Source organism: Streptomyces sp. NPDC022552 (genome assembly GCF_055561875.1).
Window position 1 is genome coordinate 340,363 of sequence record NZ_JBVHGJ010000002.1, and the last position, 13,456, is coordinate 353,818.

The window sequence follows — 13,456 nt, forward strand, 5'->3', positions numbered from 1 at the left end:
ACGCTGTGTGACAAGGGCTGGTGAGGAACGGTCATCGTCCGGTCACACACGACGCGCGGCACGGTCAAGGACGGCTGTGAGCATCCTGTGCGCCCCACGACCGAGGGGCGGAACAAGGAGGCTCCCGTTGTGTCAGCTCTGCTCGTGACGGCCGCACCCCAGCACGCCACCCGCGTGCAGCCCCTCACCTCGGAGGAGTACCGCGCCCACCTCGCCCGCAGTGGTGCGGCCGCCGGTTTCCTCCAGCTCCCCTCCTGGGCCGGGGTGAAGGACGGCTGGAGCCATCAGCTCCTCGGCTGGGGGCCGGGGGACGGCCACCTCACCGGTGTCGCCCTCGTCCTGCTGCGGGCCTTCCCCGGCACCCGCAAGTACTTCGCCTACCTCCCCGAGGGGCCTGTCGCCGACTGGGCCGCCCCCGACATCGACGGCTGGCTCATCCCGCTGCTCCGGCACCTGCGCGCCGCGGGCGCCTTCGCCGTACGCATCGGGCCCTCGCCCGCCTTCCGCCGCTGGAACGCCGCCACCCTCAAGGCGAACACCGGGCCGGGCCGGCGCCTCGCCGACGTCCTCGCCGACGAGGTCGACCCGCTCGGCACCGCCGTCGCCGAGCGGCTCCGCTCCCGCGGCTGGCGCCGCTGCGGAGGCGACTCCACCAACGCCTCCGACGGCGCCGACGCCCAGCCCCGCCACGTCTACCAGGTCCCCCTCGCCGGCCGCAGCGCCGACGACCTGTGGAAGGGCCTCAACCAGGAGTGGCGGCGCAACGTACGCAAGGCGCGCGCGTCGGGTGTCGAGATCGTCGTCGGCTCGGCGGCCGACCTGCCCGAGTTCTTCCGGCTCCTGCGGATCACCGAGGAGCGCGACGGCTTCCGGCTCGGCCGCTCCCTCGCGTACTACGAGCGCCAGTACGCGGTCCTCAACGCCGAGGAACCGGGCCGGATGAAGCTCTACCTCGCCCGCCACGAGGGCGAGACGCTCGCCGCCCACACCATGATCACGGTGGGGAAGCGGGTCTGGTACCAGACCGGCGCGTCCGCCGACCACCGCCGCGAGGTCCGCCCCTCCAACGCCCTGCAGTGGCGGATGCTGCTCGACGCCCAGGCGCTCGGCGCCGATGTCTACGACATGCGCGGGATACCCTCCACCCTTGATCCGGACGACCGCGCCCACGGTCTGCTGCGCTGGAAGCTCGGCACGGGCGGGCAGGCCGTCGAGACGCTGGGGGAGTGGGAGACACCGTTGGACGGCACGACGAACCACACGCTGTACCGGGCCTTCCAGGCCTACCTGGCCCGTCGATGACGGCGACCGTGGTGGAGGCGCCGAAGCAGCGCGCGTCCTCCGTGCTCCGCAGCGGCGCGCTGATGGCCGCCGGGTCGCTGGTCTCGCGCGCCAGCGGATTCGTACGGTCGGCGATCGTCGCCGCGGCGCTGGGCGTGGGGGCGATCGCGGACGGGTACGCGGTCGCCAACTCCATCCCCACCATCGTCTACATGCTGCTCCTAGGCGGGGCCCTCAACGCGGTCTTCGTGCCCGAGCTGGTCAAGGCGGCCAAGGAGCACGAGGACGGCGGTGTCGCGTACACCGACCGGCTCCTCACGGTCTGCGTGGGCGCGCTGCTGGTCCTGACGGCCGGCGCGGTGCTCGCGGCGCCCGCGATCATCGACGCGTACACCGACTACAGCGGCGCGCGGGAGTCCATGACGGTCGCCTTCGCCCGCTACTGCCTGCCGCAGATCTTCTTCCTGGGGCTCTTCACCCTGCTCGGGCAGGTCCTCAACGCCCGGGGCCGGTTCGGCGCGATGATGTGGACGCCGGTCCTCAACAACGTCGTCGTCATCGGGGTGTTCGCCCTCTACCTGGCGACCGCGTCGGGCGGCGGACTGACGGCGGGCGAGACCGCGCTGCTCGGCTGGGGCACGACGGCGGGCATCGCGCTGCAGGCGCTGGCGCTGGTGCCGTCGCTGCGGTCGGCCGGCTTCCGCTTCCGTCCGCGCCTCGACCTGCGGGGCAGCGGGCTGACGGCGCCGCTTCGGTCGGCGGGCTGGCTGGTGATGCTGGTCCTCACCAACCAGGCCGCGTACTGGGTGACGACGAAGCTGGCGACGGCGGCGGGCACGCGGGCGGAGGAGCTCGGCGCGGGCGGTGGCTTCGGCTTCGCCGCGTACAACAACGCCTATCTGCTGTGGGCGGTGCCGCACGGCATCGTCACCGTCTCGCTGGTGACGGCGTTGCTCCCGCGGATGAGCGGGGCGGCGGCGGACGGCGACCTGACGGGGGTGCGGCGGGACGTCTCGTACGGGCTCCGCACGAGCACGGCGGCCGTCGTCCCCGCGGCCTGCGCCCTGTTCGCGCTGGCCGTGCCGCTGATGAGCCTGGTCTTCCAGTACGGCAGGACCGGCGCGGACGACATCCGGGCCATGGCCTGGATCCTGATGGCGTTCGCGCCGGGGCTGATCGCCTTCTCCGGCCAGTACGTCTGCACCCGCGCCTTCTACGCGCTGCGGGACACCAGGACCCCCTTCTTCCTCAACCTGGTGATCGCGGCCGTCAACGCGGGCCTGTCCGTGACCGCGTACACGTTCCTCCCGCCGACCTGGGCGGTGGCGGGCATGGCGGCCGGTTACTCGCTCGCGCTGTGGGCGGGCTGGGCGCTGACGGCGTACGCACTCCGACGCCGCCTGAGCCGCTCCCGGCGGGGCGCGGAGGGCACGTCGGGTGCGGCGGTCGCGTCCGACTCCGGTGAGGCGTCCACGCTCGGCGCGGGCGCGTCCGGTACCGGCTCTCCCGGCGCGGCCTCCGCGCTCGCGCGGCTGCTCGTGGCCGCCGTGCCCGCGGCCGGGTTCGGGCTGCTCGCCGCCGACACGACCGCCCCGGCCGGAGCGCTCGCCGCCGGCGCTGCGGGGGGCCTCGTCATCCTCGCCGTCTTCGCCCTGCTCGCCCGGCCGCTCCGGCTCACGGAGGTCCAGGCCCTGATGGCGGGCGCGGGCGGTCGCCTGCGCGGTCTCGCCCGCCGCGGCTGAGCCGTCACCGACGCCCAGACCCGACCGACGCCCCGCCCTGCCCCGACCGACGCCCCGACCGGCCCACCTGCCCCTCTTCTCACCCTGGGATACTGCCGATATGCCTCGCGTTCTTCTCATCGAAGACGACCCCTCCGTCCGCGAAGGGGTCGAACTCGGGCTGCGCCGACGTGGGCACGACGTCCGCGGCGCCGCGACCGGCGAGGCGGGGCTCGCGCTGGTCGCCGAGTTCCGGCCCGATCTCGTGCTGCTCGACCTGATGCTCCCCGGCGTCAACGGCGTCCAGGTCTGCCGCCGGATCCGGCAGACCAGCCAGCTGCCGATCATCATGCTCACCGCGCGCGGTGACGACTTCGACATCGTCGTCGGCCTGGAGGCCGGCGCCGACGACTACATCGTCAAACCCGCCCGTACCGAAGTCATCGAGGCCCGCATACGCGCCGTCCTCCGGCGCATCGAGGAGCCCGGCGCCGGCCGCCCCGCCGTCGAGTTCCACGGCGACATAGCCATCGACCGCGCCGGACTCACGGTCGCCAAGTCCGGTGAGCGCATCGCCCTCGCCCCCTCCGAGCTCAAGCTCCTGCTGCATCTGACCGCCCACCCCGAGCAGGTCTTCAGCCGCCAGCAACTCCTCGAACACGTCTGGGAGCACAGCTACCACGGCGACGCACGCCTCGTGGACGCCTGCGTCCGCCGGCTGCGCACCAAGATCGAAGACCCGGCCGGCGCCCCCCGCTACATCCAGACCCTGCGCGGCTTCGGCTACCGCTTCGGCCCGCTGTGAGCCGCCGCCGCGCCCCGCGCCGCCGCCCCTTCGGCCTCCGCACCCGGCTCGTCCTCGCCTTCCTCCTCGTCGCCGCCCTCTGCTGCGGCACCACCGCCGCCCTGACCTACCGCGCCGCCCGCAACGCCATCCTCGAACAGGCCCAGGACACCGCCGTGTCCGCCTTCCGCGAGCGGGTCCAGGTCCTGAACGTGGCGCTGCCGATCGAGAAGGAAGCGCTGCGCTTCGACCTCCAGCAGATCGCCCGCCAGGGCAAGCCGCGACCTTGGCGGGTCTACGCCGAGTACGGCTCCCTCCGCGTCTCGTCCGCCGACCGGCCCACCTCCACCGTCATCACGCCCGAACTGCGCTCCCGGGCCCGGGCCTCCGCCCACGGCTCCTTCCAGCGGGTCGTCAAGAACGGCCGGCCCTATCTGACCGTGGCCGTCCCCGCAGTCTTCCGGGCACACACCCCGGCAAAGGCCGTCCACCGCACCGGCCTCGTGCTGTACGCGGTCATGGAACTCGACGTCGAGGAGGCCAACGTCGAGGCGATGGTCCTCGCCGCCCGCGACGGCGCCCTGCCCGCGCTCGCCGTCGCGCTGATCCCCGCCCTGCTCGCCGCCCGCAGCGTGCTCCGTCCGGTACGGGAGCTGCGCCGCGCGGCCGACTCCATGGGGCGGGGTGAGCTCGACGCCAGGATCCAGGTCAAGGGCAGCGACGAACTCGCCGATCTAGCCCGCACGTTCAACGAGTCCGCCGCCGCGCTCGAACGCTCCGTCGTCGAGCTGCGGCACGCCGAGGCGCGCGCCCGGCGCTTCGCCTCCGACGTCTCCCACGAACTGCGCACCCCGCTCGCCGGGATGCTCGCCGTCACCGAGGTCCTCGACGAGGACGCGGCCGGCCTCGACAGCGACACGGCCCGGGCGGTACGGCTCATCAGCGCCGAGACCGGCAAACTGGCGGTGCTGGTCGAGGACCTCATGGAGATCTCCCGCTTCGACGCGCGCGCCGCCGAACTCCACGTGGACGAGGTGGACGTGGCCGACAGCGTGCGCAAGACCCTCCAGCACCGCCACTGGACCGATCCGGAACTCGTCCGGACCGATCTGCCCGCCGGAGTGCGCGCCCGGCTCGACCCGCGCCGCTACGACATCGTCGTCGCCAACCTCGTCGGCAACGCGCTGCGGCACGGCGAGGCGCCGGTGACGGTGAGCCTGCGTGCCGACGGCGACTGGCTGGTCACCGAGGTCGCCGACCGGGGGCCCGGCATCGCCGACGAGGTCCTGCCGCACGTCTTCGACCGCTTCTTCAAGGCGGATCAGGCCCGTACCCGTTCCGCGGGCAGCGGACTCGGGCTCGCCATCACCCTGGAGAACGTCCGGCTGCACGGCGGTACCGTCACGGCCATGAACAGCCCCGACGGCGGCGCCGTCTTCACCGTACGGATCCCCCGATGAGGAGGCGCGGAACCGGGTTCGGCGCGGCCCTCCTCGCGGGCGGCCTCGCGCTCACCGGCTGCGGCATCCAGCAGAGCGACGTCGTGGAGGCCGGCGGGCCGGCGACGGTCGCCGTCGCCCCCGGCGAGGGCAGCCGGCTGCTGCTGTTCTACGTCGACGTGGACGGCAGACTGACCCCGGCCGCCCGCCCCATGGAGCCGCCGTTCGACTACGACTACCAGTCGGTCCCCGGCCAGGGCCCGCTCACTTATCCGATCGGCACCGGGGCCATCGCCTCCAAGGCGCTCGCCGCGCTGCTCCGGGGGCCCAACGCCGCGGAGCGCGCGGCCGGGCTGGCGTCCAGACTGCCGGAACCGGGCAGGTGGGCGGACGGGAAGGCGGGGCCGCTCGTGAACGTGGAGGGGGAGGACGGGGACGAGGAGCCCACGCTGCGGGTCAGCCTCGACTTCCCGCTGGGAGACCTGGACGGGACGGCCGTCCGTCAGCTGGTGTGCACGGCTGCCTACGCGGAGGAGACCGACGCACGGATCGCGGTCGTCCTGTCGGGTCCGGGCGGAACGCGCCCCGCCGAGCGCTGCGACGAATTCGAGGTCGGCACCCCGGCTCCGTCGGAGACCGTCACCCCTACGGATACGGAGACCTCGCCCGGTGGCGGCCCCTCGCCCACCACCCCGGGCGACCTCTTCGGCACGGGCGGCGGAGCGGGCAGCCCGGGGCCCACGGGCACGGCGGAGCGGCACCCGTCCCCGACGCGCACGAACACCCCCTGACGCGGTCCGTGTACGTCCCGCGCATCCACCGGGCCGGGCGGAACAGCCTGGACGCCGCGCTAGCCGCGCAGCTCCCTGAGCACCGCGTCCGTGAACGGCGGCCACGCCTCCACGGCCCACGGCCCGAAGGGCCGGTCGGTCAGTGCCACGCACGCGGCGCGCGCGTCCGGGTCGATCCACAGGAACGTGCCCGACTGCCCGAAGTGCCCGAACGTCCGCGGCGAGGACGAGGCCCCCGTCCAGTGCGGCGCCTTGCCGTCCCGGATCTCGAAACCGAGCCCCCAGTCGTTCGGCCGCTGATGGCCGTACCCGGGCAGGATGCCGGTGAGACCGGGGTACGACACCGTCATCGCGTCGAGCACCGTGCGCGCGTCGAGCAGCCGGGGCGCCTGCACCTCGGCCGCGAACCGCACCAGGTCGTCGACCGTCGAGACGCCGTCCTTGGCGGGCGAGCCCTCCAGCGACGTCGAGGTCATGCCCAGCGGCTCCAGGACGGCCTGGTGGAGGTAGTCGGCGAACGAGATGTCCGTCGCCTTGGCGACATGGTCGCCGAGCGCCTCGAACCCGGTGTTGGAGTAGATGCGGCGCGTGCCCGGCGCGGCCATGACCCGCGGCTCGTCGAACGCGAGCCCCGAGGTGTGCGCCAGCAGGTGCCGGACCGTCGCGCCCTCGGGCCCGGCCGGCTCGTCGAGCTCGATCGCCCCCTCCTCGTACGCGACGAGGACGGCGTACGCCGCCAGCGGCTTGGTGACGGAGGCGAGCGGGAACCGCTGTCCGGTGGGGCCGTGCGCCCCGGCCAGGGTGCCGTCCGCGCGGACGACGGCGGCGGCCGCGGTCGGGACGGGCCAGTTCTCGATCAACGCCAGGCTCTGCAAGGACATGGAGCCGAGCCTACTTGCTTAGAGTGCACTCAAGGGTTCTAGCGTGGGGGTCATGAGCGTGATCGAGAGCAGCGCCGCCCACTTCACCATCAGTGAGGTGGCCGCCCTGACCGGCCTGTCGGCGCACACCCTGCGCTGGTACGAGCGGATCGGGCTGATGCCGCACGTCGACCGTTCGCACACCGGCCAGCGCCGCTTCTCGCAGCGCGATCTGGACTGGCTGGCGTTCGTCGGCAAGCTCCGGCTGACCGGGATGCCGGTCGCCGGGATGGTGCGGTACGCGGAGCTGGTGCGGGAGGGCGATCACACCAGGGACGAACGGCGCGAGCTCCTGGAGAGCACCCGCCGGGACGTCCTTTCCCGGATCGGCGAACTCCAGGACGCGCTCGCCGTGCTCGACATCAAGATCGGGCACTACGGAACCATCTGCGGAGGCACGACCTCATGACCACCAGGATCGACACGGTACGGCTCGGCGGGCAGGACGGACCGGAGATCGGCGTCCAGGGCTTCGGCGCCATGGGCATCAGCGAGTTCTACGGCGACACGGACGAGGCCGCCGCCCGCGACACCCTCGACGCCGCACTCGAGGCCGGCGTCACCCTGATCGACACCGCGGACGTCTACGGCAGCGGCGCCAACGAGGAGTTCCTGGCGCCGTTCCTCGCCCGGCACCGCGACGAGGTCACGCTCGCCACCAAGTTCGCCATCGAGCGGCGCGCCGGGGACCCGCACTACCGGGCCATCCGCAACGACCGGGCGTACATCCGCCAGGCCGTGGAGGGGAGCCTGCGCCGCCTCGGCATCGAGACGATCGACCTCTACTACATGCACCGGCACGACCCGGAGGTCCCCTTCGCGGAGTCGGTCGGGGCGATGGCGGAGCTCGTACAGGAAGGCAAGATCCGGTACGTGGGCCTGAGCGAGGTGACGGGCGCGGAGCTGCGCGAGGCGCACGCGGTGCACCCCATCACGGCCCTGCAGTCGGAGTGGTCGCTCTTCTCACGCGATGTGGAGCGCAGCGCGGTGGGGGCGGCGGCGGAACTCGGGGTGACGTTCGTGGCGTACTCGCCGCTGGGCCGGGGCTTTCTGACGGGAGCGTTCGCGGACGCCTCGAAGGAGCTGTCGAGCGGCGACTTCCGTGCGTACCAGCCCCGCTTCTCGGGCGAGAACGCGGTACGGAACGCGGCGCTGCTCGCACCGGTCCACAAGATCGCGGCCGATCACGGTGCGACGGCGGCGCAGGTCGCCCTGGCCTGGGTCCAGCAGCGTGCCTCGGTCCACGGCCTGACGGTGGTCCCGATCCCGGGCACCCGCAAGCGCACGCGCCTTGAGGAGAACGCGGCGGCGACGCGCCTGAAGCTGACGCCCTCGGAACTGGCGGAACTGGAGCCGATCGCGTCCCAGGTGTCGGGCGACCGCTACCCGGACATGCGCTCGACGGCGACGGTGAGGGAGTAGGGGTCGGGGGCGCCCAAGGCCGGCTCCCGGGTCCTCGGGTCCGCCGGGACGGCCGGGCGCCTCGGACCGGTCGGGCCCTCGGGGCCGGCCGGTCCGCCGGGTTTCCCGGCGCCGCGCCGGGCTCATGCCAGTCCCAGGGCGAAGGCGGCGAAGCCCGCGGCGAGGAGGCCTGCCGCCGTGCGGCGGGCGGGGCCGGTGCGGGTCCAGGGGGACTCGAAGCGTCGGGTGAAGCGCCCGATCAGGACCAGCAGCCCGGCGAAGAGCGGCATCCAGGCGAGCCTGGCCAGGATCCAGCCGACCGAGTCCGGCGCGCCGACGAGGCCAGGGACCTCACCCCCGTACGACGCGGGGATCGCGGCGGCGAGCATCGCCGTCTGGTGCCAGCACAGGATCGTCATCGCGGACAGGTTGACGACCACGACCGGCGCCCACAGCGCGGGTCGCCGCAGCAGCTTCCCGAACCGTTCGCGGAGCAGGATCGCCGCCCCGCTCTGTGCGGCGGCGAGGGCGAGGACGAGCAGCGACGGCGGGTGGGAGTTGGTGCGGGCCTCGCCGGGGACGCCGACCATCGAGGCCGGGTAGCCGAAGGCGAGGAGCAGGGCGGCGAAGAGCGCCGCGCCGCCGAGCAGCAGACCCCAGGCGTGGCGCCGGGTGACCCGCCCCTCGCCCCAGGAGACACCGAGCTGGTAGGCGAAGAGCCAGCCGGGGAGGATGTTCAGGACGCTCAGCCAGGAGGGCATGGCGTCCGCGTACGGGCCGTAGCGCAGGAAGTCGACGACGGCGACGGAGCCGAGCAGGGGCGCCGCGGCCCAGATTCCGGCGCGGCGGGCGGCGCGGACGCACAGGGGGGTGAGGGCGGTGACGACCGTGTACACCCCGACGAACCAGAGCGGCTGGATGACCAGCGTGGAGGCCGTCCGCAGGGTGTCGCCGGGGACGTCGAACCCGTAGTGGAGGAGAGGGAGGAGCAAGGCCCAGACGGCGGTGACGCCGAGGACGGGCCGGCCGAGGCGGGCGAGGCGGCCCTTGAGCCAGGTGGCGGTGGAACCCTCGTGGCGGCGGTAGGACAGGACGGAGGCGTAGCCGCCGACGAGGAAGAAGATCCCGAGCATCTGGAGGATCCAGCTGGCGGGGGCGAGGCCGCCGAAGGCGGAGAGCGGGCTGGCGTTGTGGATCGCGCCGTCGGAGGAGAGCGTGAACCCGCCGAGCAGCCAGTGGCCGGTCGGTACGGCGAGGAGGGCGAGAGCGCGCAGGCCGTCGATCGCGCGGTCGCGATGGGCGGGGGTACGGGCCTCGATGCGTTCGGCGAGCGCGTTCATCGGGCATCCCCCTGGGCGATGGCGGCGAAGGTACGGAGGGACTGCGTGCCGGTCGCGAAGTAGCCGTTGTGGCCGCGGGCGTCGTCGGCGGGGACGCGGCGGGCACCGAACGCGGGCTCGGTGGGGTCGGCGCCGTGGCCGAGCCCGGCGAAGGAGACGTTGGGGACGCGGTCGATCCAGTCGGACGGGTCCTTGGCGGCCCAGACGCGGGCGGACGTGCGCAGCTCGCCGACGTTGCCGGCGCGCATGCCGGGGGAGCCGAGGACGACGAGGTCCTTGGCCTTGAGGTCGTGGGCGGCGAGGCCGCAGACGACGGAGCCGTAGCTGTGGCAGAAGAGGGAGGGGGCGGGCGCCCCGACGGCGGCCAGGCCGTCGGTCAGCCGGGTCAGCCGCTCGGCTCCGGCCTCGGCGAGGTCGCCGGTGGCGGCGTCGACGCCGACGCCGACGGGGGTGGTGTAGCCGGCCCAGGCGATGACGGCGGTACGGCCGTCGGTGGCGCGGCGCAGGGCGTCGGCCATGTCGGTGAGGGGCCGGATGTTGCCGGCGTCGATGTCGGAGCCGGGGACGACGACGGCGATGTGCTCGGCGGTGGTGAGGTCGCCGGAGACGAGGGCGATCTGGCCGCGTCCGCGCGGGTCGGAGGCGAGGACCTGCCGACCGGCGTACTGGGCGCCGAGGGTGAGGGCGTTGGCCTCGTACCGAAGCGTGGGCGGAACGCCGTCGAGATTGCCGACGACGGAGGGGTGGGCGCGGAGCAGCTCCTGCTGCCGGGCGGGGTTCAAGTCGCGGAAGAACGCGGCGACTTCGGCGGGGCTGGTGCGCTCGGGGTCGGGCAGCCCGGCGGCCGTCCACGCCTCCGCCCCGACGGGCGGCCCGGTCACGGCCCGCTGCGCGCTCCCGGACGCCCACCCGGCGGTCCCGGCGACGACGGTGACGGCGAGCGCGGCGGCGACCAGGGTCCTCGTGTAACGGCGCATGCGGCGCCCTCCCTCTTCACGTCTCGTTGCGATGGCGAGAGGAAGGTAGGAAGAGGACGCCTGACACGACGTCACACCGGAGGGCCAAGTCGGGCCTCATACCGGGGTAGGGGCCGGAGGAGGCGCCGACCCCCGTGAGGGGGTGGGGTTCTCCCCCCCCCATAGCGGGGCGGGGAGAACGAGAGGCCCTAGGCACCTCGGGACAGCCGAAAGGGCGCCCGGCCTGGAACTTCAGGCCGGGCGCCCTTTCGTCGGGGCGTGCGCGTCAGGACGCGGAGGTACTGTTCGCCGCGGGTGTGCCGGCCAGGATCGTCTCCTCCACCGCTTCGTACCGCATGCGCTGGTCGGCCGGGTCACGTTCGAAGAGCACCGTGCCGAGCCAGCCCGCGAGGAAGCCCAGCGGGGCCGAGAGGATTCCCGACGTGGTGAAGGGGAACCAGTTGAAGTCCTGGTCCGGGAAGATCGCTTGGGGCGATCCGGACACCAGGTTGCTGCCGGTCATGAGGATGAACGCGGAGGCGCTGCCCACGATGAGGGTGCAGAGCAGCCCCGTACGGGAGTAGCGGCGCCAGAAGAGGCTGTAGATGAGGGCCGGTGCGACCGCGGACGCGCCGATGCAGAACGACAGGGTGAGCAGTGCCTGAAGGTTCAGATGCCGTGCACCGGCGGCGATCGCGATCGCCACGAGCCCGACGCCCGCCGCGGCGGTCCGGGCGATGGCCATCTCTGCGGAGCCCTTCAGTTGCGCCTTGCGGCGCAGCCCGTGCGTGATGAGGTCGTGCGCCAGGGTGTTGGCGCAGGCGAGGGTGATCCCGGCGACCGAGGCCAGCAGGGTGAGGAAGATGGCTGTCGCCACGGCCGTGAACAGCAGTGTCTCGACGGTCGTCTGGTCCGTGCCCATGACGGCCTGGCTGACCATGAGGAACGCCGTCTTGCCCTGCGGGTCGCCGGCGACGATCCCCTGGTGGCCGACGATCGCCGCCGCGCCGAAGCCGATGACGGCGATCAGCAGACAGGTCACGACGACGGTCGACACGGCCCAGGACATCGAGCGCCGCACGGCTGCCGCGCTGCGCGCGGTGAACATGCGCATGGTGATCTGCGGCAGCACCGCGGCGCCGAGCACGACCGTCAACTGAGTGCTGATCATGTCGAGTTCGTTGCCGCCGAACTGCAGACCGGAGGCGAGGTAGGCGTCTCCCGCCCCGCTGCCGCGCTTGGCGGCGTCCAGCAGGGAGGGCAGGCTGAAGTCGAAGCGGTTGAGGATGAGCGCGGCGATCGCGAGGGACGCGCCGAGCAGGACGACGGTCTTGACGATCTGGATGAAGGCGGTGCCCTTCATGCCGCCGATCGCCGCGTACGCGATCATCAGCAGGCCCAGGAACACGATCGCGCCGGTCTTGAAGCCGTCGGCGTCGAAGCCGAGGACGACGGAGAGGAGATCGCCGGCGCCCGCGAGCTGGAAGATCACCAGCGGCAGCAGTGCGGTCAGGGTGACCGCGGCCGTGGTGATCCGCACGGCGGGGCCGGGGAGACGCCGGGTGAAGACGTCGCCGATCGTGAACCGGCCGGCGTTGCGCAGCGGTTCGGCGAGCAGGAACATCATCAGGACCAGCGAGAGCACGGTGCTCAGGGCGAGCGTGATGCCGTCGTAGCCGACGAGCGCGATGATGCCGATGGTGCCGAGCACGGTGCCGGCGGAGATGTAGTCACCGGCGATCGCGAGGCCGCTCTGCACGGGGGAGAGCGAGCGGTAGCCGGTGTAGAAATCGCCCAGGTCGTCACGATCGGGGCCGGTCATCACGCACAGCAGCAGCGTGACGGTGATGACCGCGATGAACGCCATCAGCGACATGGTCTGGGCCTCGGAGCTGAAGCTGGTCATGCGCGCGCACCTCCGCTGGGCTGCTGCCACACGGGACGGCCGGAGCGGCTCTGGCGTTCCGGCCGGGGCGCCGCTGCCGCGGCAGCCTGCTCGGCGCGTTCGCGGATCGCCGCGGCGAGCGGGTCGACGCGGTTGCGCGCGATCCGCTCGTACAGCGCGATCGCAGCCAGCGCCACGGGCAGCTGGAGGAGCCCCAGGACCAGACCGATGGTGAGACCACCGCTGATGGTGCCGGTCATCATCGAGGGGGCGTAGCCGGACAGGAAGAGGAAGATGACGAAGTAGCCGAGCGCGGTGAAGGTGGCGACCCGGCGGAGCCTGCGGTAGGCCGATCCGAGCCGGTGCAGATCATCACGATCGTCGCTGGCGGCGGGCGGTTGCGGCTGCGGGGACGCGTCCCAGGGCTGCTGCCCGGAGTCCCGGCCCTGCGGCGAGGAGTCCCACGCTCGCGGGGACGAGTCCCAGGCTGCCTGTGGATCGGTGTCCCAGGACTGCGATCCATCCTCCCAGGACTGCGACTCCGCCTCTTGGCGGTGCCGCCCGGCATTCCGGTGCTGGGGTACGGGCGGTGGGCCGGGGAAAGGCTGGTGGTACGACATCGATCTTGCTCCTTGCCGCCCCGGGGAACGGGCGGGTGGCGCCGGTGGTCCGCGTACGTTACTCATGGGTACAGCTCCTGCGTAAGAGGTTTCCGACCGCTCGGTATGTCGGTTCGGTGACGATCCTGTGTGCGCGGCGACGGAACCCGCGGTAACCCCGTCGTGGATCTTTCCGCAGGTCACAGGTGAGTCTCGGGCCGGCCCTGGGGCCGGGCGGGCCGCTCGGCACGACCGGTCCGGCGTTGCGCCGGGCGGGCCGACGATGTGGTCGGGCGGATGCCCTCGGCTGCCCCCGGCCCGGATCGGCCTGGCCCGCTG

Annotated in this window: 12 protein-coding genes; 7 read left to right on the forward strand and 5 right to left on the reverse strand. The window is 73.1% G+C overall.

Annotated elements, in window-relative coordinates; all coding sequences use genetic code 11:
- Positions 1-129: 129 nt before the first annotated feature.
- The 5 genes from ACZ3OF_RS06390 (at position 130) to ACZ3OF_RS06410 (ending at position 6,016) form a co-directional block, all read left to right on the forward strand.
- Positions 130-1,302, forward strand: a complete 1,173-nt coding sequence (locus tag ACZ3OF_RS06390; protein ID WP_361674828.1) for a lipid II:glycine glycyltransferase FemX — start codon at positions 130-132, stop codon at positions 1,300-1,302.
- The gene (gene murJ, locus ACZ3OF_RS06395) at positions 1,299-3,023 is read left to right on the forward strand and encodes a murein biosynthesis integral membrane protein MurJ (protein WP_361674829.1); all 1,725 of its coding nucleotides are present in this window, start codon (positions 1,299-1,301) and stop codon (positions 3,021-3,023) included. The genes ACZ3OF_RS06390 and murJ overlap by 4 nt, the downstream gene beginning before the upstream one ends.
- 100 nt (positions 3,024-3,123) lie before the next feature.
- Positions 3,124-3,807: a response regulator gene (locus ACZ3OF_RS06400; protein ID WP_467303166.1), complete on the forward strand. Its 684-nt coding sequence runs from the start codon at positions 3,124-3,126 to the stop codon at positions 3,805-3,807.
- Positions 3,804-5,246 carry a HAMP domain-containing sensor histidine kinase gene (locus ACZ3OF_RS06405; RefSeq protein WP_361674833.1) on the forward strand — a complete coding sequence of 481 codons (1,443 nt, stop codon included), beginning with the start codon at positions 3,804-3,806 and terminating at the stop codon, positions 5,244-5,246. The genes ACZ3OF_RS06400 and ACZ3OF_RS06405 overlap by 4 nt, the downstream gene beginning before the upstream one ends.
- Positions 5,243-6,016: a hypothetical protein gene (locus ACZ3OF_RS06410; protein WP_361674835.1), complete on the forward strand. Its 774-nt coding sequence runs from the start codon at positions 5,243-5,245 to the stop codon at positions 6,014-6,016. The genes ACZ3OF_RS06405 and ACZ3OF_RS06410 overlap by 4 nt, the downstream gene beginning before the upstream one ends.
- 59 nt (positions 6,017-6,075) lie before the next feature.
- Here ACZ3OF_RS06410 and ACZ3OF_RS06415 read toward each other — a convergent pair whose 3' ends face one another.
- Positions 6,076-6,897, reverse strand: a complete 822-nt coding sequence (locus ACZ3OF_RS06415; RefSeq protein WP_361674837.1) for a serine hydrolase domain-containing protein — start codon at positions 6,895-6,897, stop codon at positions 6,076-6,078.
- Positions 6,898-6,949: 52 nt separating this feature from the next.
- Here ACZ3OF_RS06415 and ACZ3OF_RS06420 point away from each other — a divergent pair, with 52 nt between their 5' ends.
- Positions 6,950-7,345: a MerR family transcriptional regulator gene (locus tag ACZ3OF_RS06420; RefSeq protein ID WP_361434866.1), complete on the forward strand. Its 396-nt coding sequence runs from the start codon at positions 6,950-6,952 to the stop codon at positions 7,343-7,345.
- A complete protein-coding gene (locus tag ACZ3OF_RS06425) occupies positions 7,342-8,358 on the forward strand; it encodes an aldo/keto reductase (protein WP_467303170.1) in 1,017 nt (338 codons plus the stop codon). Before ACZ3OF_RS06420 ends, ACZ3OF_RS06425 begins: the two co-directional genes overlap by 4 nt.
- Positions 8,359-8,480: 122 nt before the next feature.
- Here ACZ3OF_RS06425 and ACZ3OF_RS06430 read toward each other — a convergent pair whose 3' ends face one another.
- The 4 genes from ACZ3OF_RS06430 to ACZ3OF_RS06445 all read right to left on the reverse strand — a co-directional run bounded on the left by ACZ3OF_RS06430 (position 8,481) and on the right by ACZ3OF_RS06445 (position 13,138).
- The gene (locus tag ACZ3OF_RS06430; protein ID WP_361674841.1) at positions 8,481-9,677 is read right to left on the reverse strand and encodes an acyltransferase family protein; all 1,197 of its coding nucleotides are present in this window, start codon (positions 9,675-9,677) and stop codon (positions 8,481-8,483) included.
- Complete coding sequence (locus ACZ3OF_RS06435) at positions 9,674-10,654, reverse strand: alpha/beta hydrolase (RefSeq protein WP_361674843.1); 981 nt, start codon at positions 10,652-10,654, stop codon at positions 9,674-9,676. Before ACZ3OF_RS06435 ends, ACZ3OF_RS06430 begins: the two co-directional genes overlap by 4 nt.
- A 265-nt stretch (positions 10,655-10,919) precedes the next feature.
- Positions 10,920-12,539, reverse strand: coding sequence for a sodium/solute symporter (locus ACZ3OF_RS06440; RefSeq protein WP_467303173.1), 1,620 nt, complete (start codon positions 12,537-12,539; stop codon positions 10,920-10,922).
- A complete protein-coding gene (locus ACZ3OF_RS06445; RefSeq protein WP_361674846.1) occupies positions 12,536-13,138 on the reverse strand; it encodes a DUF485 domain-containing protein in 603 nt (200 codons plus the stop codon). The genes ACZ3OF_RS06440 and ACZ3OF_RS06445 overlap by 4 nt, the downstream gene beginning before the upstream one ends.
- Positions 13,139-13,456 lie beyond the last annotated feature (318 nt).

What these genes read in the sequence shown, in the direction of transcription:
- murJ (WP_361674829.1), top strand. Translation starts at nt 1,299, where the DNA reads ATGACGGCGACCGTGGTGGAGGCGCCGAAGCAGCGCGCGTCCTCCGTG.
- ACZ3OF_RS06400 (WP_467303166.1), top strand. Translation starts at nt 3,124, where the DNA reads ATGCCTCGCGTTCTTCTCATCGAAGACGACCCCTCCGTCCGCGAAGGG.
- ACZ3OF_RS06410 (WP_361674835.1), top strand. Translation starts at nt 5,243, where the DNA reads ATGAGGAGGCGCGGAACCGGGTTCGGCGCGGCCCTCCTCGCGGGCGGC.
- ACZ3OF_RS06415 (WP_361674837.1), bottom strand. Translation starts at nt 6,897, where the DNA reads ATGTCCTTGCAGAGCCTGGCGTTGATCGAGAACTGGCCCGTCCCGACC.
- ACZ3OF_RS06420 (WP_361434866.1), top strand. Translation starts at nt 6,950, where the DNA reads ATGAGCGTGATCGAGAGCAGCGCCGCCCACTTCACCATCAGTGAGGTG.
- ACZ3OF_RS06425 (WP_467303170.1), top strand. Translation starts at nt 7,342, where the DNA reads ATGACCACCAGGATCGACACGGTACGGCTCGGCGGGCAGGACGGACCG.
- ACZ3OF_RS06430 (WP_361674841.1), bottom strand. Translation starts at nt 9,677, where the DNA reads ATGAACGCGCTCGCCGAACGCATCGAGGCCCGTACCCCCGCCCATCGC.
- ACZ3OF_RS06435 (WP_361674843.1), bottom strand. Translation starts at nt 10,654, where the DNA reads ATGCGCCGTTACACGAGGACCCTGGTCGCCGCCGCGCTCGCCGTCACC.
- ACZ3OF_RS06440 (WP_467303173.1), bottom strand. Translation starts at nt 12,539, where the DNA reads ATGACCAGCTTCAGCTCCGAGGCCCAGACCATGTCGCTGATGGCGTTC.
- ACZ3OF_RS06445 (WP_361674846.1), bottom strand. Translation starts at nt 13,138, where the DNA reads ATGTCGTACCACCAGCCTTTCCCCGGCCCACCGCCCGTACCCCAGCAC.